The 22,308-nt window shown below is 29.0% G+C and carries 19 protein-coding genes; 18 read left to right on the top strand and 1 reads right to left on the bottom strand.

Going from position 1 to position 22,308, the window contains the following annotated elements:
* Window positions 1-2: 2 nt before the first annotated feature.
* Entirely contained in the window at window positions 3-1,499 is a 1,497-nt protein-coding gene (locus tag Q0049_RS11530; protein WP_298119838.1) for a sodium:solute symporter, read from the bottom strand.
* 151 nt (window positions 1,500-1,650) lie between these two features.
* Here Q0049_RS11530 and recR point away from each other — a divergent pair, with 151 nt between their 5' ends.
* The 18 genes from recR (at window position 1,651) to Q0049_RS11620 (ending at window position 22,308) form a co-directional block, all read left to right on the top strand.
* Window positions 1,651-2,271 carry a recombination mediator RecR gene (gene recR / locus Q0049_RS11535; RefSeq protein ID WP_298119840.1) on the top strand — a complete coding sequence of 207 codons (621 nt, stop codon included), beginning with the start codon at window positions 1,651-1,653 and terminating at the stop codon, window positions 2,269-2,271.
* Window positions 2,272-2,343: 72 nt separating this feature from the next.
* Entirely contained in the window at window positions 2,344-3,129 is a 786-nt protein-coding gene (locus Q0049_RS11540; RefSeq protein WP_298119842.1) for a polysaccharide biosynthesis/export family protein, read from the top strand.
* 14 nt (window positions 3,130-3,143) lie between these two features.
* Window positions 3,144-5,606, top strand: a complete 2,463-nt coding sequence (locus tag Q0049_RS11545; protein ID WP_298119843.1) for a polysaccharide biosynthesis tyrosine autokinase — start codon at window positions 3,144-3,146, stop codon at window positions 5,604-5,606.
* Window positions 5,606-6,577: an SDR family oxidoreductase gene (locus Q0049_RS11550; RefSeq protein WP_298119845.1), complete on the top strand. Its 972-nt coding sequence runs from the start codon at window positions 5,606-5,608 to the stop codon at window positions 6,575-6,577. The genes Q0049_RS11545 and Q0049_RS11550 overlap by 1 nt, the downstream gene beginning before the upstream one ends.
* Window positions 6,578-6,583: 6 nt before the next feature.
* Window positions 6,584-7,975: a UDP-glucose 6-dehydrogenase gene (locus Q0049_RS11555; RefSeq protein ID WP_298119847.1), complete on the top strand. Its 1,392-nt coding sequence runs from the start codon at window positions 6,584-6,586 to the stop codon at window positions 7,973-7,975.
* A gap of 14 nt (window positions 7,976-7,989) precedes the next feature.
* Window positions 7,990-9,267, top strand: a complete 1,278-nt coding sequence (locus Q0049_RS11560; protein WP_298119849.1) for a nucleotide sugar dehydrogenase — start codon at window positions 7,990-7,992, stop codon at window positions 9,265-9,267.
* 1 nt (window position 9,268) lies between these two features.
* Entirely contained in the window at window positions 9,269-10,315 is a 1,047-nt protein-coding gene (gene rfbB / locus Q0049_RS11565) for a dTDP-glucose 4,6-dehydratase (RefSeq protein WP_298119851.1), read from the top strand.
* 2 nt (window positions 10,316-10,317) lie between these two features.
* Complete coding sequence (locus Q0049_RS11570) at window positions 10,318-10,686, top strand: EamA family transporter (protein ID WP_298119853.1); 369 nt, start codon at window positions 10,318-10,320, stop codon at window positions 10,684-10,686.
* A gap of 3 nt (window positions 10,687-10,689) precedes the next feature.
* Window positions 10,690-11,628, top strand: coding sequence for a glycosyltransferase family 2 protein (locus Q0049_RS11575; protein ID WP_298119855.1), 939 nt, complete (start codon window positions 10,690-10,692; stop codon window positions 11,626-11,628).
* The gene (locus tag Q0049_RS11580; protein WP_298119857.1) at window positions 11,618-12,409 is read left to right on the top strand and encodes a hypothetical protein; all 792 of its coding nucleotides are present in this window, start codon (window positions 11,618-11,620) and stop codon (window positions 12,407-12,409) included. The genes Q0049_RS11575 and Q0049_RS11580 overlap by 11 nt, the downstream gene beginning before the upstream one ends.
* 27 nt (window positions 12,410-12,436) lie before the next feature.
* Window positions 12,437-13,558, top strand: coding sequence for a dTDP-4-amino-4,6-dideoxygalactose transaminase (gene rffA / locus Q0049_RS11585; protein WP_298119858.1), 1,122 nt, complete (start codon window positions 12,437-12,439; stop codon window positions 13,556-13,558).
* Between the two features lie 13 nt (window positions 13,559-13,571).
* Complete coding sequence (locus tag Q0049_RS11590) at window positions 13,572-14,981, top strand: DUF6056 family protein (protein WP_298119860.1); 1,410 nt, start codon at window positions 13,572-13,574, stop codon at window positions 14,979-14,981.
* Window positions 14,982-15,024: 43 nt separating this feature from the next.
* Window positions 15,025-16,047, top strand: coding sequence for a glycosyltransferase (locus tag Q0049_RS11595; protein WP_298119862.1), 1,023 nt, complete (start codon window positions 15,025-15,027; stop codon window positions 16,045-16,047).
* Between the two features lie 6 nt (window positions 16,048-16,053).
* Entirely contained in the window at window positions 16,054-17,208 is a 1,155-nt protein-coding gene (locus tag Q0049_RS11600; protein ID WP_298119864.1) for a polysaccharide pyruvyl transferase family protein, read from the top strand.
* Complete coding sequence (locus Q0049_RS11605; protein WP_298119865.1) at window positions 17,209-18,393, top strand: glycosyltransferase; 1,185 nt, start codon at window positions 17,209-17,211, stop codon at window positions 18,391-18,393.
* Window positions 18,394-18,399: 6 nt separating this feature from the next.
* Window positions 18,400-19,590 (top strand): glycosyltransferase, encoded by a 1,191-nt coding sequence (locus Q0049_RS11610; RefSeq protein ID WP_298119867.1) that lies wholly within the window; start codon window positions 18,400-18,402, stop codon window positions 19,588-19,590.
* A gap of 1 nt (window position 19,591) precedes the next feature.
* Window positions 19,592-20,752 (top strand): glycoside hydrolase family 88 protein, encoded by a 1,161-nt coding sequence (locus Q0049_RS11615; RefSeq protein ID WP_298119869.1) that lies wholly within the window; start codon window positions 19,592-19,594, stop codon window positions 20,750-20,752.
* Between the two features lie 14 nt (window positions 20,753-20,766).
* On the top strand, window positions 20,767-22,308 hold the full coding sequence (locus Q0049_RS11620) for a hypothetical protein (RefSeq protein ID WP_298119871.1): 1,542 nt from the start codon (window positions 20,767-20,769) through the stop codon (window positions 22,306-22,308).

Consider the following 22,308-nt stretch of genomic DNA (forward strand, 5'->3'; position numbering starts at 1 on the left):
TCCTAAAACTTCGTCTGAATAGTAGCGGGTTTGCTAATAATCAGTAAACCAATAAAAGTAATCAATCCGTTAACGATAATTAATTCTTCAGCAAATTCATAATTGCCAAATAATTCTTTAGAATAAACACTAATTAAAAAAGTTAAAGTAGGAGCAAGTAAACAAACTAGCGGAACTAAATATTCATTTACCGTCTTTGTTTTAACAAACAACCCGAAAGCATATAATCCTAAAAGTGGTCCATAAGTTAAAGCTGCGATTTTAAAAATTAAACTCACAACAGAAGCATCATTAAAATAGTTTATCAATAAAATTACAAAAAACATCAGTAATGAAAATCCAATATGAACTAAATGTCTAGTTTTTACTTGGTTTGTTTTATTCTTGTTTTCTTCTTTGTCCATTCTCAAAAAATCAACACAAAAGGAAGTTGTTAAAGCAGTCAAAGCGGAGTCTGTTGTTGCAAATGTTGCCGCTGTCAATCCTAATAGAAATATTACAGCAGGAACGATAGTTAAATGATTAAAGGCAATTTCAGGAAATAATAAATCGGTACGTTTTACATCGTTTACCATTGGAATTGCAATACCATTTTTCTCAGCATATAGATAAAGTAAGGCGCCAACACTTAAAAAGAAAATATTAATCACCACAAAAATCCCAGTGAAAGTGAACATGTTTTTTTGAGCTTCTCCAATGTTTTTGCAACTCAAATTCTTCTGCATTAAATCTTGGTCTAATCCTACCATAGCAATTGTAACAAACATTCCGCCAAAAATTTGTTTGATAAAATGGTTGCTTTTTAACCAATCTTCATAGAAAAAAACCTTAGAATAATTACTTTCTTTAACGGCTTCAAATGCTTCTCCAAATGAAAAATTTAAACTACTGCAAATAAATATGATTGTAAAAATTACTGAAGAAACCAAAAAGAAAGTTTGCAAAGAGTCGGTAATTATAATTGTTTTTAAGCCACCACGATAAGTGTAGGCGAAAATTAAACCTAAAGAAATTAAAACAGTAACCCAAAAAGGAACTTCAAAAGCATCAAATACATAACGTTGTAAAACCAAAACCACCAAATACAATCTCGCTGCAGATCCAATTGTTCTACTTATTAAGAAAATAAATGCAGCGGTTTTATAGGAAATAATTCCTAGTCTTTGTTCAATATAACTATAAATCGAAGTCAAATTCATTCGATAATAGAGCGGAAGCAAAACTTTAGCAATGATTAAAAATCCTAGTGCATTACCTAAAACAAATTGAAAATATTTAAATTGAATATTAGGATCGCCAACTTGTCCCGGAACCGAAATAAATGTCACGCCAGATAGCGCTGTTCCTATCATTCCAAACGCTACTAAATACCATTTAGAATTTTTATTTGCCTTAAAAAAAGCATCGTTACTACTATCTTTTTTACTAACAAGATTAGAAATAAAAATTAGAACTCCGAAATAGATAATGATAATGGCTAAAATAGTTCCTGAAGACATAAATAGTTTTTTTGGTTGTGCTAAAATAGTAAAAAACTTGGAAGATGAGAGTTGGAAGATGGAAGTTTCCAAAAAATAGTTAAAATCTTTAAAATTTCCATCTTCTATCTTCCATCTTCTCGTTTTCAAACTTTTTCTTTACTTTTGCCACATGGAATTTTCATCAAAACTTCTCGAAAAAGCGGTCAACGAAATGGCGCAATTACCCGGAATTGGTAAACGAACTGCCTTGCGATTGGTATTGCATTTATTGAAACAACCGAGTGAGCAAACTCATTTTTTATCGCAAGCATTAACTTCGATGCGCGATGAGATTAAATTTTGTAAAAATTGTCATAATATTTCCGATGTTGATGTGTGTGAAATTTGTTCAAATACCTCAAGAAATCACAAAATAATTTGCGTTGTTGAAGACGTTAGAGATGTGATGGCTATTGAAAATACCAATCAATTTAAAGGAATTTATCACGTTCTTGGTGGGAAAATTTCGCCTATTGATGGTGTTGGCCCAAGTCAATTGAATATCAATTCGTTAGTTGAAAAAGTAAAATTGGGTGTAATAGAAGAAATTATTTTTGCTTTAAGCTCTACAATGGAAGGCGATACTACCAATTTTTATATTTTCAAACAAATAAAAGAATGCGATATTAAAACTTCAACAATCGCAAGAGGAATAGCGGTTGGCGACGAATTAGAGTATGCCGATGAGGTTACTTTAGGAAGAAGTATTTTGCAAAGAGTTCCGTTTGAAAATTCTTTAAAAAATAATTAGTCAATATTCTATTCTAACTTTTTTGTTTTTAGTTTTGAAAAACTATCTTTGTTTGCTAAATTATTTTTGATAATGAACAATCGAGTACTTTATATACTATTTTTTATATCTATAATTTTTACGTCATGTATCCCAACAAAAGATATGGTTTACATGCAGGACAAAGGAAATAATAATAAAACAGTAGTAGATGAGTCTGTTTATAAACCTTACAGATTACAATCTAATGATATTTTAAGTATCAATATCAAAACAATTGATGCAGAATTAGCCACTATATTCAGTAATACAACTTCTCAAAATGTTGCTCAAACAGCTGACAACATTTATTTTAATGGTTATACTGTTGATGATCATGGTAATATTAGAATTCCAATAATAGGTGAGATTAATGTTCTCGGTTTCACAGTAGAAGAGGTTAGAAAAAAAATTGAGAAGAAATTATTGGATGAATATTTTAAAAAAGAAGACAAGTTTTTTGTTAATGTAAAATTAGGTGGATTTAGATATACAATCAATGGCGAAGTAGGAAGTCCGGGAACAAAAACGTTGTTCATGGAAAAATTAAATATTCTTGAAGCAATAGCTAATTCAGGCGATATTACCATAACAGGCGATAGAAAAGATGTTAAAGTAATTAGACAATTCCCTCAAGGAAGTGAAACATTTTCAATTGATTTAACGGATGCATCCTCTTCAAAGTCACCAGTGTTTTACTTACAGCCTAATGATTATATTTATGTAAAACCTTTGAAACAAAAATCTTGGGGTACGGGAAAAACAGGTATAGAGTCATTAGGAACTATAATTACAATTTTATCCTTAGCAACGACTACTTTTTTATTACTTAAGAATTAAAATAGCCATTTATAATGTTAGATGTAAAAGATTTTTCTTTTTTTGAAAACCAAAACAGCTTTGATTTTAAAGGTTTTTTGATCAAAACAGCAAGTTATTGGAAGTGGTTCGTTTTAGGTCTAATAGTTTGTTTGACAATTGCGCATCAAATTAATATTAGAAAGCAAAAAATATACTCACTTGAAACAACTTTGGCTGTAAGTGAGCAGGAAAATCCGTTGTTTACATCAAATACAAGTTTAGTCTTTAATTGGGGTGGAACTTCTGATCAAGTTCAAACTATTGGTACAACTTTACGTTCACGATCTCACAATGAATTAGTAGTTGATAAGTTAAGTTTTTATATTGATTATCTAAAAGAAGGTAAATATTTTACCGAAGATGTTTATGGATATACTCCATTTGTAGTAAATTTAGATAAATCTAAAAATCAATTAGCTGGAATACCAATAAATATAAAGTTTGTAACACCAAATGAGTTTGAAGTTACTATTGATTTTACTTCAAATTCTGCTAAAGTGATTAATTACAGTACAAATAAGTATGATAATGTTGATGTTGTTCAGGGAATCTTAAAAAAGAGATTTAGAATTGGACAGCAAATAAATTTACCATATTTAAGTTGTAATTTATCTTTAGTTGATAATGACGAGAATTACATTGGAAGCGATTATATTATAAAGATGAATTCATTTGATGGAACCGTTTCAAGATTCAGAAATGTTAAGGTTGCTATTGATGAAAGAGCAGGTTCAATTATTAAGCTTTCAATGGAAGGAACTAATAAAGCAAGAATAGTTGATTATTTAAATGCTACAGTAAAAATGTTGATGAAAATGCAATTAGACAGTAAAAATCTTTTTGCAGAAAACACTATAAAATACATTGATACTACTTTAAGTCTGATGGAAGATGATTTGAAAGACGCAAATAATCAATTAAAAGATTTTAGTAGAAGTAAAAATGTTTTGGAAATTGAAAGCGGTGGTTCAACCTATCAAGACCAAATTCTAGAATTAGATATCAAGAAAGACGATATTGATAGAAAATTAAATTACTATAATGTTTTAAATAGTTATTTGAAAAATTCAAATGATTTTTCTAAGCTTCCAGCTCCAGCAGTTGCAGGAATTGATGATATTAACGTTATCACAAACGTATCTAAATTGATACAATTATCAATTAGAAGAGCTGAAATTGGTTATTCAGCTAAAGGCGATGTCATGTTTGACCAAATTGATAACGAAATGGCATCGGTAAAAAAAGTGTTACTTGAAAATATAAATTCTGCTAAAGCGGCAATTCAATACGAATCTTCACAAGTAAAAAATAAAATTTTTCAAGCGGAAAGTAAAATAATGACTTTGCCTGATGACAATCAGGAGTATCTCAGCATAATGCGTAAATACAATTTGAGTAATAGTATTATTGATGCTTATCTTCAAAAAAGAAATGAGGCTCAAATTGTTAAAGCAGCAAACTTATCGGATATACAATTTATTGATCCAGCAAAAGATATTGGTGATGGTTTAATTGGACCTAGAACAGGAGTTAATTATGTAATTGCTATATTTTTAGGATTACTAATCCCATTGCTTATAGTATTTTTAATATTTTTTATTAATAATTCTATTCAAAATACAGATGATATTAGTAATCTAACACAGATACCTCTAATTGGAGTTGTTGGATTAAAGCATTCAGATTCAAATTTAGCAGTTTTTGAAAAACCAAAGTCAGCATTATCAGAATCATTTAGGGCAATTCGTTCTTCATTACAGTTTTTATATAAAAAGCAAAATGTTTCTGGTACAAAAACTTTGATGCTTACTTCATCAGTCAGTGGTGAAGGAAAAACATTCTGTTCAATAAATATTGCAACTGTTTTTGCAATGAGCGAGAAAAAAACGGTTATTGTTGGTTTGGATTTAAGAAAACCTAAAATATTTGAAGATTTTAATTTTAAAAATGATGTTGGTGCAGTCAATTATTTAATTGGACAAAACACACTTGAAGAAGTTACTTTAAAAACAAAGATACCTAATCTTGATTTAATTACTTCAGGACCAATTCCTCCAAATCCTTCAGAGTTGATTATGGGTGAAACAATGAGAGAATTGATGGAAGAATTGAAGAAAAAATATGAATATATTATTTTAGATACACCGCCTGTAGGTTTGGTTACTGATGCAGTAGAATTATCTAATTATGCTGATGTTACTTTATATGTTATGCGTCAAAATTTCACTAAAAAAGAAATGGTAAATTTACTTAATAACCGAGTAAAAAGAGACGAACTAAGCAATGTAAGTATTATTCTTAATGGTTTTGAAAATAAAGCAAAATATGGTGCAGGTTACGGATATGGCTACGGCTACGGTTATGGAGCATACTCAAACGGATACCATGAAGAAGATGAACCTAAAAATATGTTTGTAAAATATTATAAACGTTTTATGAAAAAAATTAATTTTTAATGGAAACGTCAATCTTAATAACAGGAGGAGCAGGATTTATTGGTTCAAACCTTTGTGAATATTTTCTATCTAAAGGATATAAAGTTACTTGCTTGGATAATTTTGCTACAGGACATCGATATAATGTTGAAAAATTTTTAAAGGAAGATAATTTTACTTTAATTGAAGGTGATATTAGAAATATAGAAGATTGTAAAAAAGCTACTCTAAATGTTGATTATGTTTTACATCAGGCAGCATTAGGTTCAGTTCCTCGTTCAATTAATGACCCAATTACAACGAATGATGTCAATATTTCAGGTTTTTTGAATATGTTAGTAGCATCTCGTGATAATAATGTGAAAAGATTTGTTTATGCCGCAAGTTCATCTACTTATGGAGATTCAGAGTCTTTACCTAAAATTGAAGATAAAATTGGGAAACCACTTTCTCCATATGCAATAACAAAGTATGTTAATGAATTATATGCAGAAATTTTCAGTAAAACTTATGGGTTAGAAACAATTGGATTACGTTATTTTAATGTTTTTGGAAGAAAACAAGATCCAAATGGAGCTTATGCAGCAGTAATTCCTAAATTTGTAATGCAATTGATGAATAATGAAAGCCCAGTAATCAATGGAGATGGTAATTATTCAAGAGATTTTACTTATATTGATAATGTAATTCAAATGAATGAATTAGCAATGACAACTCAAAATCAAGAAGCGCTAAACACAGTTTATAATACAGCGTTTGGTGATAGAGTTACATTAAATGAAATGGTTCAATCATTAAAAAAATATTTGTCAGACTATGATAGTTCTATTGCAAATATTGAAATAATTTACGGACCAAATAGAGTAGGAGATATTCCTCATTCATTGGCAAGCATTGAAAAAGCAAAACAATTATTAAAATATAACCCCAAATATTCTTTTCAAGATGGTTTAAAAGAAGCTGTGAATTGGTATTGGAATAATTTAAAATAAAAAAGAATGAAAATTACAAATATTTGCTGCATTGGCGCAGGATATGTTGGTGGACCAACAATGGCAGTTATTGCAAAAAAATGTCCACACATAAAAGTAACAGTTGTAGATTTAAATGTTGAAAGAATTGAAAGATGGAACGATGAAAATGTTGACAATATTCCTGTTTACGAACCTGGGTTAGGAGCAGTTGTTGCTGAAGCTAGAGGAAGAAATTTATTTTTTTCTACCGAGGTTGATAAAGCAATTGATGAAGCTCAAGCCATTTTTATATCTGTAAATACACCCACTAAAACCTATGGAAGTGGAAAAGGAATGGCAGCTGATTTAAAATATATTGAATTGTGTGCTAGACAAATTGCAAGAGTATCTAAAGATGATAAAATTGTAATTGAAAAATCTACTTTGCCAGTAAGAACTGCCGAAGCTATCAAAAACATCTTAGATAATACTGGAAACGGAGTGCAATTTCAAATTCTTTCAAATCCTGAGTTTCTTGCAGAAGGTACAGCGGTTGAAGATTTATTTGCTCCAGATAGAGTTTTAATTGGTGGAGATACTACTCCTGAAGGTCAAAGCGCTATTCAGTCTTTAGTAGATGTTTATGCAAATTGGGTTCCAAAAGAAAGAATTCTTACCACAAATGTTTGGTCTTCTGAACTTTCAAAACTTACTGCAAATGCATTTTTAGCTCAAAGAGTTTCTTCTATAAATGCTATGTCTGAACTATGTGAAAAAACAGGTGCAGATGTAAACGAAGTAGCAAAATCAATAGGAATGGATAGTAGAATTGGTCCAAAATTCTTAAAGTCATCAGTTGGTTTTGGTGGTTCATGTTTTCAAAAAGATATTTTAAACTTGGTTTATATTGCTAAATCATACGGTTTAAATGAGGTCGCTGATTATTGGGAACAAGTTATCATTATGAATGACCATCAAAAAAGACGTTTTTCTAAAAAAATAGTTACAACTTTATATAATACTGTTGCCGATAAGAAAATTACATTTTTAGGATGGGCTTTCAAAAAAGACACGAATGACACAAGAGAATCTGCTGCAATATATGTTGCTGATGATTTGATAAATGAACAAGCAAAAATTGCTGTTTATGATCCAAAAGTTTCTTACAATCAAGTAATTAGCGATTTGAATTATTTAGAATCAAGAAAGCCAGAAAAGAACGAAAAATTTACTAAATCATTTGATAATCCTTATGAAGCTTGTAAAGATTCTCATGCTATTGCAGTATTGACAGAATGGGATGAGTTTAAAGAATATGATTGGCAAAAAATATACGATAATATGTTAAAACCTGCGTTTATATTTGATGGAAGAAATCTATTAGATAAAGAAAAATTAACAAAAATAGGTTTTCATTTTCAAGCTATAGGTTCGTAATAAATTAAAGAAGCATGGATATTAAAATAGCAATAATTGGTTTAGGATATGTTGGATTGCCACTTGCAAGATTATTTGCGACAAAGTATCCTGTTGTAGGGTTTGACATCAATCAAAATAGGGTTAATGAACTTAATAATGGAAATGATTTTACCCTTGAAGTTGAAAAAGAGTTACTTCAAGAAGTGTTAATCGATAAACCATTATCTAAAAATGGACTTTATTGTTCTACAAGTATTGAAGATTTAAAAGATTGTAATTATTATATTATTACGGTTCCAACACCAGTTGATAAAAACAATAGACCCGATTTAACACCTTTATATAAATCGAGTGAAACGGTAGCTAAAGTTTTGAAAAAAGGAGACATCGTAATTTATGAATCAACGGTTTATCCAGGACTTACCGAAGAGGAATGTGTGCCAGTTTTAGAAAAAAATAGTGGTTTAAAGTTCAATCAAGATTTCTTCGCAGGATATTCGCCTGAAAGAATTAATCCTGGTGATAAAGAACATACTGTTGATAAAATTTTAAAGATTACTGCGGGTTCAACTCCAGAAATAGGAATTAAAGTAAATGATATTTATAAATCCGTTATTACTGCCGGAACTCATTTAGCACCATCAATTAAAGTAGCAGAAGCAGCAAAAGTTATAGAAAATTCACAACGTGATATTAATATTGCTTTCGTGAATGAGTTGGCTAAAATTTTTAATATTCTTGATATTGATACGCAAGCAGTTTTAGAAGCTGCTGGAACTAAATGGAATTTCTTGAATTTCAAACCAGGTTTGGTTGGAGGACATTGTATAGGTGTTGATCCTTATTATTTAGCTCAAAAAGCACAAGAAGCAGGTTATCATCCTGAAATTATTCTCGCAGGAAGACGTTTAAATGATAGTATGGGTGAATATGTTGCTTCGCGAATTGTGAAGCTAATGATTAAAAAAAGAATTCCTGTAAATCACTCTAAATTATTGATGTTAGGAATTACTTTCAAAGAAAATTGCCCAGATGTTAGAAATACTAAAATTGTCGATGTCATCAATGCTTTGAAAGATTACGGAATAGATGTTTCTGTTTACGATCCATGGGCTAATCCTGCTGAGGTTAAACATGAATACGGATTAGTGACTACAGATAAATTGCCAACAGATAAATTTGATACAATTGTTTTAGGTGTTGCTCATAAAGAATTTTTGGACATTGATTTAGAACAATTTAAAAATCAAAATTCTGTTGTTTATGATGTGAAAGGCGTTTTAAAATGTAAAATTGATGGAAAATTATAATATGAAAAAAATTGTAATAACAGGTGGAGCAGGTTTTATTGGTTCTCATGTGGTAAGACGATTTGTTAACAACTATCCAAACTATCACATTTATAACTTAGATGCCTTGACTTATGCAGGAAATCTTGAAAATATTGCCGATATTGAAAATGCTCCTAACTATACCTTCGTAAAAGGAGATATTGTTGATGCTGATTTTATCAATGATTTATTTCAAAAACATCAATTTGACGGTGTTCTACATCTAGCTGCTGAATCGCATGTTGACCGTTCTATAACTGATCCATTAAGTTTTGTGAAAACTAACGTTATTGGAACAATGAATCTTTTAAATGCAGCAAAAACCATCTGGAAAGATAATAGGGAAGGAAAGCGTTTTTATCATATTTCAACTGATGAGGTTTATGGTTCGCTTGGAGCTGAAGGATTATTTACAGAAACAACTTCGTATGATCCAAATTCACCTTATTCGGCATCAAAAGCAAGTTCAGATCATTTTGTTCGTGCCTATGGTGAAACTTATGGATTGCCTTATGTGATTACGAATTGCTCTAATAATTATGGTCCAAATCATTTTCCAGAAAAATTAATTCCACTTTTTATAAATAACATTATAAATAACAAACCATTACCAGTTTATGGCGATGGAAAATATACACGCGATTGGCTTTTTGTAGAAGATCATGCTGTTGCCATTGATTTGGTATTTCACGAAGGAAGAAACCATGAAACCTATAATATTGGCGGTTTTAATGAATGGCAGAATATTGACTTAGTAAAACTACTTTGCTCTCAAATGGATGAAAAACTTGGAAGAGAAAAAGGTACTTCAGAAAAATTGATTTCCTACGTAAAAGATAGACCAGGACACGATTTAAGATACGCTATTGATGCTTCAAAAATCAATAAAGAATTAGGATGGAAACCTTCAGTAACTTTTGAACAAGGACTTGAAAGGACAATTAATTGGTATCTTTCTAATGAAGATTGGCTGAAAAATGTCACTTCAGGTGAATATCAAAAATATTATTCAAAGCAATATAATTAATTATGAATCCTTATTTATACATTTTTGGCACTTTGTTTTTTACAGTTTATGGTCAAATTGTATTAAAATGGCGATTATCAGGTTTAAAAGTTGTTTTACCAGAGGGTTTTTTAGATAAAATTATTTACTTAGTAAAATTAGTTTTTGATCCATTTATTTTTTCGGGGTTTGCTTCAGCTTTTATTGCTTCATTATTTTGGATGGCAGCAATGACAAAATTTGAAATCACTCAAGCTTATCCTTTTATGAGCCTTGCACCTGCATTGATTTTTATAATAGGTATTTTTTTTATGGGTGAAACTTACACTATTGGTAAATTACTAGGATTAATTTTAATAATGATTGGTATAGTTGTTACTGTTAAATATTAATTTATGGATAAATCAATTCAAGTTTCAATAGTCAGTCCTGTTTACAAAGCTGAAAAGTTCATTCATAAATTAGTTTCTGAAATTCAGAAAGTAATGGCCGAAATGGAAGTTACCTATGAAATAATTTTAGTTGATGACAGAAGTCCAGACAATTCTTGGGAAAAGATGGTTGAACTATCTAAATTGTTTGGCGAAGTTAAAAGTGTTCGGTTAAGCAGGAATTTTGGACAACATCCTGCAATTATGGCTGGATTATCACTTGCAAAGGGTGAGTGGATTGTAGTAATGGATTGTGATTTGCAAGATCAACCTAAAGAAATTATAAAATTATTTCATAAAGCTCAAGAAGGGTTTGACATAGTTTTAGCCCAAAGAGAAGATAGAAAAGATAGCTTTTTAAAAAAATTATCTTCAAAATTATTTTCAATAATATACAGTTATTTAACTGAAACGAAGTTTGATAATTCAATTGCAAATTTTGGAATCTACAACAAAAAAGTGATTCATCAAGTTAATGAAATGAATGATTACATAAAGTCTTTTCCATTATTTGTAAATTGGGTTGGATTTACATCTACCTACATAAAAGTGGAACATGCTGAGCGAGATTCAGGAAAATCGAGTTATACTTTTTCAAAGCTTTTAAGTTTAGCTTTCAATACTATAATTTCATTTTCTAACAAACCATTAAAACTATTTGTTAAATTTGGCTTATTGATATCTCTTTGTTCTTTTGCTTTTGGTGTATATACAATAATTAGATATTTTACAGGACATATTTTAGTATTAGGATATAGTTCACTTATGGTTTCAATTTGGTTTTTGTTTGGAATATTGATTACAGTTATTGGTGTTGTAGGCATTTATATTGGTAAAATCTTTGATCAATCAAAAGGAAGAGCTTCGTTTATAATAGATAAAAAAATTAATTATGGAGAATAAAAATATTTTTGCAGATGAAATTATTGTTGGAAAAAATACTATTATTGAGCCTTCAGCAAAAATTAGAGGGATAAATGGTAATGCTAAAAGGATATTTATTGGCGATAATTGTTACATTGGCGAAAATGTTCAAATTATTTGTGATGATTTTTCAATTGGCGATTATTCTAAAATTCAACACGATACTAATGTACATGGTTATTTGCCTTGCCACATTGGTCACAATGCATGGATTGGTCAATATTGTATAATTGATTCAATTGGAGGAACTACTATTGGAAATAATTGTGGAATTGGAGCACATTCTCAAATTTGGAGTCATATTAAGTATGGAGATACTCTTGAAGGTTGTAGATTTTTAACAGAAAAACCTATGGTAATTGGCAATGATGTGTGGTTTGTAGGACATTGTATTGTTTCACCAATAGTTGCACAAGATAAATCAATGGCTATGGTTGGTTCTGTAATAACTAAAGACATGGCTTTTAATGAAATTTATGCAGGATCACCAGCAAAATCAATTTCAGATAAAATTGGTTTTCAGTTTTTAGAGGTTTCTACTGAAACTAAATTTCAAAAAATGAATGAATATTTAAAAGAATGGAATCCTAATTCCAAATCTATTAAAATTGTTTCGGACAAGAATGAAATTGATTTTGAAAATAAATTAGTCTCTTATTTTAATGTTTCTGATAGAACCTACACTAAAAGACTTTCAGATGAAGAAATAGGTTTTATGAAATTTTTACTTCCTGCAAAAGGAAAATTTACTCCACTTTAAACTTGTATAAAAAATAAATTCTATTTAATGATACCATTCAATAAACCATATTTATCAGGTAAAGAAACACATTATATTTATGATGCTGTAAACTCCGGAAAAATTTCAGGAAACGGGAAATATACACAAAAGTGTCAGGCATATTTTGAAGAACAATATGGTTTTAAGAAAGCACTTTTAACAACATCATGCACTGACGCTCTAGAAATGTGCGCAATGTTAGCAAATATTGAACTTGGCGATGAAGTAATTGTGCCAAGTTTTACCTTTGTTTCTACAGCAATTGCTTTTGTTAGACAAGGCGCAAAAATTGTTTTCGCTGATTCATATTCTGATAATCCAAATATTGATGCAGATAAAATAGAAGCTTTAATTACAGATAAAACTAAAGCTATTGTTCCTGTTCACTATGCTGGTGTAGCTTGTGATATGGATAAAATCATGGAATTAGCAACAAAATATAATCTTCTTGTTATTGAAGATGCTGCGCAAGCTATTGATAGTTTTTACACTGGAAAAAATGGTATAAAAAGAGCTTTAGGTAGCATTGGACACATGGCTGCATTTTCTTTTCATGAAACAAAAAATATTATAGCTGGCGAAGGTGGAATGTTAACCATCAACGATGAAAGATTTGTTCATAGAGCAGAAATTATATGGGAAAAAGGAACTAATCGAGCAGAATTTTTTAGAGGTGAAGTCAATAAATATGGTTGGGTTGATACTGGTTCCTCTTTTTTACCATCTGAGGTTATTGCAGCATTTCTTTGGGCACAAATAGAAAATATTGAAGACATTCAAACCAAGAGAAAATTACTTTGGAATACTTATTATGAAGGATTGAAAAATCAGTCTACAATTGTATTGCCAAAAGTGCCAAGTTATGCTACAAATAATGGTCATATGTTTTATATCACAGCAAAAAACATTGACCACAGAACTCAAATCATAGATACATTAAAAGAAAACGGATTTCACTCTGTTTTTCACTATATTTCATTACATTCAAGTGATTATTATATTTCAAAACATGATGGTAGAGCGCTTGAAAACTCAGATAAATTTACGGATTGTTTGTTGCGTTTGCCTTTGTTTTACGAATTAACCGAAGCTGATGTAACGGCAATTGTTGCTCTTTTAAAAGCATAAATTTTACTATAAAATGTTTAAAATAATTAATTTATCGAAGTTAAATTCAATTACTGTATTCCTTGGTTTTACTGCGATGATTGTTATTTTATCGATTTGTATTAATACTTTTTATTGGTCTGATGATTATGCTTTTATGGTTAAGCTAAATCAAAAAGGAGTTTTAGAAAATTGTATTTATGGTTATAATACATGGGATGGAAGATTTTTAACTTTAGCAGCATTCTTTCAAGGATTCTTGTTGCATTATGTTAAAATTGAAGCAGTTACTTTTTTCTGGACCATTACTTTTGTTTTAAGTTGTTTTTTTTTAGTTAAAATTCTCCAACAGGAGTTAAAAATAAAGACTAACAAACAAGTGTTTTTTTGGTTTTTATTGACAACTGTTTTTTGGTTAGGTTGTTATCAACATTTCTCCGAAACCGTATACTGGGGAACAGGCGGAATATATTCTCTTGACTTACTTCTTGGTGCAATTTGGATATATTGGTATTCTAAATTAAATGTAAACAATTTTACAATTTCAAAAAAAATATATTTTATACTTTTTTCATTCATTGTTGGAGCGACAACTCAAAACTTAACTATTGCTCTTCTATCTTTAATTTTTATTGATATAATTATTAAATTACTTAAAAAAGAAAAGCGAATGATAGGCTTTTATAGTTTGCTTTTTGTAGTAGTTTTTGGAGGAATGTTATTTATTTCCTTAGCACCAGGAAATTTTACAAGAATTGAAAAAACAGGAATATCTTCAATTGACTTAAGTTTTTTATCACTGATTAAAGGTTTTTTGCAGGTAGGTTTTGCCTATGCCAAAATTTCAATAGTATTAATACTTCTATCAATTATTGTTGCCGTTGGAATGGTTTTAATAATTATGCCAAATGCTAAGCTTACTACTAAATCACTATTTTTTTTTCCTAGGAATAAAATTTTGTTTATCAAATTCTTATCAGATTATAAATGGTTTTTAGTTTCATTAAGTACTATTTTACCTTTTATAATAGCACCAGGTTTAGCTTTTCCAAGAACAGCATTGTTTTTTATGTATTTCTTATTGCTATTTATAATAACATTTGTTTATAAATTGTTTTCAATAGATGAAAAGCAAATTGTTTCTACAAATTTTAAAGCTATTTCTGTTAATATTATGTTTAGTTTCATTTTCATCATTGCAATTGGTTTCGGAGTTTATAATTTTATTAAAGGAACTGAGCTAAAAAAATTCATATCTTCAAGAGAACAATTATTACAAAAAAGTAAAGGCAAAACGGTAACTATAAAACTTGTAAACCCTGAAATGGAAAGCTCGTGTTATGATATAACCGATTTGTCATTTATAGAAAATGAAAGGGTTGCATGGCGAAGACTTCGACTTGAAGAATACTATAAAGTAAAAAAAATAATTGTCGAAGAATAATCTTTTTTTTAAGGATTCTTTACAAGATGAGTTGTTAAAGTATATGATAGCAGTTACTATTGTAATTCCGGTTTATAACGCACAAAGGTATCTTGAGGATTGCATCAAATCGTTGATGGCGCAAACCATGCAATCTTGTGAATTCATTTTTGTGAATGACGGATCAAAAGATGAAAGTCAATTGATTATTGAAAAGTATCAAAAACTTGATAGCAGAATAATTCTTCTAAATCAAGAAAATCAAGGTGTTAGTGTTGCTAGAAATAACGGAATTTCAAAAGCAAAAGGAACGTATTTAGGTTTTGTTGATGCTGATGATTATGTTTCAAAGGATTATTTTGAACGACTATTTGAAATTTCGAAGCAAACAAATTCTGATATTCTCGTTACAAATTTTAATACAGTTTCAAATGATACTATATTTTCAAATGTACCCATTTTTGAAGTTGGAAAAGTTTATACCTCAAAAGAAATTCAAGAACAATTAATTCCCTATTTTATAAAAGAAGATAATTTGAATCCGGTTTGGAATAAATTTTATAAAACGGATGTAATAAAGAATTATGGTATTCATTTCCCTAAAGGAATTGTAATTGGCGAAGATGGATTGTTTAATTTACAAGCTTTTAATTTTGCAAAAAGCATCTTTTTTACAGATTATTCGGGCTATTTTTATCGCGAAATAGAAAACAGCGCTGTTAGAGATGTTCAAAATAAAGACTATTTCAAAATTGCTTTGCAACAATACCATTATGATTATAAATATCAGTTTGGCGTACAACTTGAAACTAATGAAATCGAGAAATTAAAATCCATCCGATTTATTAATAATATCATCTCTTTGACTAATATTTATTTGAATTCAAACTTTAGTGCTTCACAAAAAAAGAAGTACATAAAAGCAATGATGAATAATGAAGTTGTTCAAAAAATCATAAAAAAATATTGGACAGAAATTATGTCTAATAAATCAAAATACCAACAATTTATTTTATATTGCATTAAAGTAAAATCATTTTTTTTACTTCAACTTGCAACAAAATATAGTAATTTCAGAAACAAATAAGTACGAATGAAAATTTTAATGTTTTTCCATAATGGAAGTTTAAATAGAGGTTGTGAGGCAATTGTGCGTTCGAGTGTTGCGTTAATTAAAAATCAAAATCCAAACGCAGAAGTAAATTTAGCTTCGTTCAATCCTACATCGGATAAAGTTATTCCGTTAATAAATACCATTTTTGATGCTACAAAAATCAAAATCAGTAAGACTTCACTTGTAGGAATTATTGCTGCTTTAAAATTTAAACTTTTTAAAGATGAAAATTATTATCTAAGACACGAACAAGAAAATATTATTAAACATATCCCAAATCATGATATTTTACTTTCTATTGGTGGTGATAATTATTGTTATGGTGAGCAACCATGGGTTTATGAAATTGATAGAAATATTAAGAAAGCAGGAAAAAAATTAGTGCTTTGGGGTGCATCTATTGGTGATGAAGATTTATCAGAAATTAAAATTAATGATTTAAAATCCTTCGATTTAATTCTAGCAAGAGAATCATTAACGTTTGAAATTTTGAAAAAAAATGGCATTGAAAATGTAAAATTGATTGCCGACAGTGCTTTTACGATGCAAAAAGAAGAATTGCCTTTGCCTATGGGTTGGCAAGAAGGAAATACTATAGGATTTAATTTTAGTCCGTTGGTTTGGAATAAAAATAAAGCATCACAAAAAGCATCATTCGATTTAATTCAGCATATTCTTGACACAACAGATATGACCATTGCGCTGACACCTCACGTAATTGAAAAAGGAAATGATGATTACGAATGTTTACTGGATTTTTACAATAATTTTAAAGATTCAGGTAGAGTAATTTTATTGCCAAATAACTTAAACGCCATTCAATATAAAGGTTATATCTCGAGAATGCGCTTTTTCATTGGAGCACGAACACATGCAACCATTGCTGCTTATTCTACATTAATTCCAACATTAGTTTTGGGTTATAGTATTAAATCTAAAGGAATTGCTAAAGATATTTTTGGTGAAGAAAAATTAGTTTTAAGTATCAAAGAAATTTCAGATTCTCAAAAACTGATTGCCAAGTTTGAAGAAATGAAAGCAGAGGAAAAAGAAATCATAACTACATTGGCAAACAAGATTCCTGAAATCAAAAAAATGTCGCAAAAAGCGGCTGAATATTTGTTTGAATTATAAATGAAGAAAAAAATACTTTTTATAATGCCAAGCTTGCAAGCTGGCGGAGCTGAAAAATGTCTTGTCAATTTGTTAAACGAATTTGATTACAATAACTATGATGTAGATTTATTGTTGCTCAATAAAACGGGTATTTTTTTAAAATTGCTTCCACAACAGGTAAAAATAATTACACTTCAAGACGATTTTGCTATTTTTTCAAAAAATATTCTAAGTTCTTTTTTTAGTTTTCTGTTGAAAGGAAAATTTAGTTTAGCTTATTCAAGAATCGCTTTTACTTATAAAAATAGAAGTATTAAAAATTCAGGTTTTGCAGAACAATATTCATGGAAAGATTTAAAAAAAGCGATTCCTACAATTGATAATAACTATGATGTAGCAATTGGATTTCTTGAAAAAACTTCCATTTATTTAACAGTTGATAAAGTTGTTGCCAAACAAAAAATTGGTTTTGTAAACAATGATTATAAAATGCTAAATCTTGATTCAAAATTTGATGAACCTTATTTTTCTAAGTTAGATTATCTTTTTACAGTTTCAGAATCATGTGAAGAAGTTTTGAGAGATTCTTTTCCAAGTTTGACATCAAAAATAAAAATGATGTATAACATTCTTTCTGAAAAAGCGATTCAAAATTTAGCTAATGAAAAAAATGACGAACTCGATAAAGGAATAAATTTGGTAACTTTAGGAAGATTGAGTCACCAAAAAGGTTTTGATATTGCTATTAAATCATGTGCTATTTTAAAGCAAAAAGGAATCGATTTTAAATGGTATATTCTTGGTGAAGGTGAAGATAGAAAAGCATTGGAACAATTGATTATTGAAAATGATGTTGCTGGAAATTTTATACTTTTAGGAATTAAAGAAAATCCATATCCATATATTAATAATGCAACAATTTATGTGCAACCGTCGCGATTTGAAGGAAAATCATTAGCCATTGACGAAGCAAAAATTTTACATAAACCCATTTTAGTATCCAATTTTCCTTCTGCAAAAGACCAAATTACGCACCTTGAAAGCGGAATAATCGTACCTTTGGACGCTGAAAGTATAGCAGTAGGAATTGAAAACTTAATTGAAGATTCAGAATTAAGAGCAAAATTAGTTTCAAATTTAAAAATGCATCATTACGGAACAGAATCTGAAATTAATAAATTATATCAACTTATTGATAATTAAAATAATATGAAGAAAGATATACTCTTTGTGATGAATAAATTGAGTTGTGGTGGTGCTGAAAAATCTTTAGTTTCATTACTTCATTTGATAGATTATTCAAAGTATAATGTTGATTTATATTTGTTTAAACATGAAGGCTTTTTAATGAAGCAATTGCCAAAAGAAGTCAATTTGTTGCCTCAACCAAAAGAGTTTCAATATTTTGATATGCCTTTTAAACAAATGGCTTTAGAGTGTTTATCTTCTTTCAATTTCAAAATTTTGTGGGCACGATTTAGAATGTCATTAATGCTAAAATCGGAAAAAATCCCTGCTGTTAAAGAACAAAAGGCATGGGAATTTATTGGTCCATGTTTAAAAAAAGTGACTAAAAAATATGATGCAACAATTGGTTATTTAGAAAAAATACCAAACTATTTTTGTGTTGATCATGTGAATGCTGATATAAAAATTGGGTTTGTAAACAACGATTATAAATTGTTGATGCTCGATGAAGCCATTGATATTCCTTATTTTGAAAAACTAGATTACATTGTTACAGTTTCTGAAGCTTGTGAGGATATTCTCGTTGATTGTTTTCCTCAGTTCAAACACAAAATCAGAATGATGTATAATATTTTGACAGAAAAAACAATCAATGGTTTAGCAGAAGAATCAATTTCTGATTTCGATGAATCTAATATAAATTTGGTTTCCCTTGGAAGATTAAATTATCAAAAAGCTTTTGATGGTGCTATTGAAGCTTGCGCCATTTTAGTGAAAAGAAATCCAAAAATTAAATGGTATGTTCTTGGTGATGGTGAAGATAGACAAAAACTTGAAAAGTTAATTGCGCAACATCATCTTCAAAATAATTTTATATTATTAGGAATAAAAGAAAATCCATATCCATATATTAAAAAGGCAACGCTGTATGTTCAACCTTCGCGTTTTGAAGGAAAATCGCTTGCCATTGATGAGGCTAAAATTATTTGTAAACCAATTCTTGTTACCAATTTTCCATCAGCAAAAGATCAGATTACTGATGGTGTAAATGGAAGAATTGTAGGTATGGAACCAATTGATATTGCTAACGGAATTGAAACTTTAGTAAATGATTCAAAAACGATGAATTTGTTTGTAGAAAATTTACAAAAAGAAGAAACAGGCACTGAAAGTGAAATGAGTAAATTATATGATTTAATCGAAAGTAAATAAAATGTTGTATTTTCTAATTTTATTGTTGGTTTTTGTATTTTCAATTTTAATAATTGATTGGATTCCACAGTTCAATACTTGGCAAAGCCGCATTAAAATTGGGAAATTTGAGGATAAAAATTTTTGGAATCAAAAAGTAGTTGAAGTTTCAAAAAAGTGGTTGAACAAAACACCAACAATAAAATTGACCGATAATAATCGCTTGATAATTATTGATATTATAAAAGGGAATTATAAAAGAAATTCCATTCAATCTTGGCAAAAAGCGTCATTATTATTAGGATTAAATCAGTTTGCTATTAAAAATAATGATGCAGAAGTAAAAAAAATAATTCAAAATTATGTCCTTTCAGAAATAGATTCTAATGGAAATTGGGAGCAAAATCCAACCGAAATAGACGCAATAATCTTAGCTTATGCCATATTAAAAGTTGATGGTTTAGATGTTCAAAAATATAAACCGGCTTTGGATTTTAGTTATAATTTAATTCAAAATCTAAAAGGAACAGACGGAACAATTGCCTACAGAAAGCATATTTCAGATTTTAGATTTGTTGATACTATTGGATTTATTTCACCTTTTTTAATTCGTTACGGAACATTATTTAGTAATCAAGATGCTATCGATTTAGGGATAAAACAAATTACAGAATTCAACAAATTTGCAATGCTGAATGAGGAGTTTATTCCTTGCCATACTTATAACATTAAAAGCAATTTACCAGTTGGATTATTTGGTTGGGGAAGAGGTTTAGGTTGGTATGCTATTGGTTTAATTGATGGCTGGAAAGAACTTCCTGAAACGCATTCTCAAAAAAAGGAGATGACGCAATTGGTAACAAAATTTGCTCAAATGGCAATGAAATTTCAAAATGAAAATGGAAGTTGGAATTGGCTAATTTTAAACCGACAATCACAAGCTGATTCGTCAACAACGGCAACGTTAGCTTGGTTTTTAGCTAATGCTGCGTCAATTTCTGAAATTAGTGATAAAGCAAATTCTTCAAAAGAAAAAGCACTCAATTATTTGCAAAAAGTTACTCGAAGGAGTGGAGCAATCGATTTTTCTCAAGGCGATACAAAAGGAATTGGTGTTCACTCGCAAGAGTTTGATATTTTGCCTTTTACACAAGGTTTTTGTTTAAGAACTTTAAACTTATAAATCAAAACCATTAAATGAATAGTAGTTCAAGACTTTCTAATTCTATAAAAAATATTTCTTTTGGATTGTTTGCTCAAACAACTCAAATGGTTTTAGGATTTGTAACTCGAACTATTTTTATTCAATTTTTAGCTGTTGAATATCTAGGAGTTAACGGATTGTTTTCTAATATTTTGACACTTTTGTCATTAACGGAACTCGGAATTACAACCGCAATTGTGTATTCACTGTACAAACCATTAGCTGAAAAAGACGAACGAAAATTAGCAGGTTTAGTTAACTTTTTTTCAAAAGTTTATACAAAAATTGCTCTAATTGTTGCCGCTTTAGGATTGTTAGTTGTCCCGTTTTTAAATCAAATTGTTGAAAATCCGCCACAAAAAATCAAAGAGGATTTAATTTTAATTTATTTAATTTTTTTATTCAACACGGTTTCTACTTATTTCATGCAGTATAAGCAGAGTTTGTTTCATGCTGATCAAAAAAGTCATATCATTTCTAAATACAACATTTTTGTTTTTTTGTTTCAAAATTTGTTTCAAATAATTGTACTTGTTTTATTTAAAAATTTCATTCTTTATCTACTCATCCAATCTTTTTTTCAAATAGTGAGTAATTTTATAATTTCAAGAAAAGTAGCTCAACATTATCCATTTTTGAAAAAGTACAATACAGAAAAAGTTGATGAAGAAACTAAAAATAAAATCTTTTCTAATGTAAAATCTACGGGTTTAATAAAAGTTGGTGGTTTACTTGTCAATAGTACAGATAACTTAATTCTAAATTATTTTTCAGGTTTAATTCTTGTTGGATTTTTATCAAATTATGTACTATTAATTGGTTTAGCTTCTGGATTGATAGTTCAAGTATTTTCAAGTTTGCAAGGAATTATTGGAAATATAAATGTAACAGAATCAAAGGAAAAGCAAATTAGTACGTTCAATTTTATAAATTTTGCTAATTTTTGGATTTATGGAATGGCAACCATTGGAATTGCTTTTTTAATGAATGATTTTATAAAGATATGGATTGGAGTAAAATTCTTATTGCCTATAGAAATTGTCATTGCTCTAGCTATAAATTTTTATATGTTTGGAATGCAAAGTGCAGTTTGGAGTTTTAAAAGTTCGTATGGATTTTTTAAACAAGGTCAATATTTAGTTATTCTTACGGCAATTTTAAATTTAATTCTATCTTTTATTTTAGGATATTATTTTGGACTTTTAGGTATTTTAATAGCAACTGCAATAGCGCGATTAGTCACAAACTGTTGGTATGATCCATACATTGTGTTCAAATTAGGATTTAATTTAAGTCCGATGATTTACTTTAAAAAATATTTGAAATACTTATTTTTGGTAATTATATCCATCGCAGTATTATTTGGAATTAATCATTTTATATCATTTGATGGCATTTTTGGATTAGTATTTAAATTGGTTTTGGTTTTAGTAATCCCAAATATTTTAATCTTTTTTGCATTCAAAAACGCTACAGAATTATTGAGTTGTTATCAAATAATAAAATCAGTTTTTCAAAAAATATTGAAAAGATAA

It is taken from the genome of Flavobacterium sp., from assembly GCF_027484205.1.
Classification (GTDB): Bacteria; Bacteroidota; Bacteroidia; order Flavobacteriales; family Flavobacteriaceae; genus Flavobacterium.